A 508-nucleotide genomic window follows, 5' to 3' on the forward strand; every position below is an offset into this window, starting at 1 on the left:
GTGACATCATGCGCGGCCGCGATCCCCGCGCTTTCTCCCATGGTCCGCGCTACCGCGGCCCGATAAGGGGAGGTAAGCCGCAATTCAAGCGGCCCATCCGTGGCGGAGGAGGCCTCGCCGGCCCACCGCGGCCCAACGTGCCGTCAGGCCTTGGCGGCCCACCTATGCCACCCTTGGCGGCCCTCCTCGGCTGTGAAATGGGGCGCTGCAAAGAACAGCCTCTGGAGAGGCAAACGGCTCGGTCACAAGCCGTCGTCCTTTCCACAACCGGCCGTGGGCAACGTCGCCGCGTTTGCGTGCAGGCCGTGTCCTCGTCGTGCAACCGGCGATGAGTGAAGCCACATGTATCTAGACGGAAATTCTGGCGATGCTCCGTCTGGGCGCTGCCCACGTCGGGTGACGGGCTTTCCGCGAGAAGATTTCTTGTTGCCGTACTGTTGCCCCAACCTGGCGTTCGCGGCAAAATTGCGGCCACCAATTTGGTAGATGGGGTATTCGGCTTGCGCCC

The organism is Mesorhizobium escarrei, assembly GCF_935825525.1.
Classification (GTDB): Bacteria; Pseudomonadota; Alphaproteobacteria; order Rhizobiales; family Rhizobiaceae; genus Mesorhizobium; species Mesorhizobium escarrei.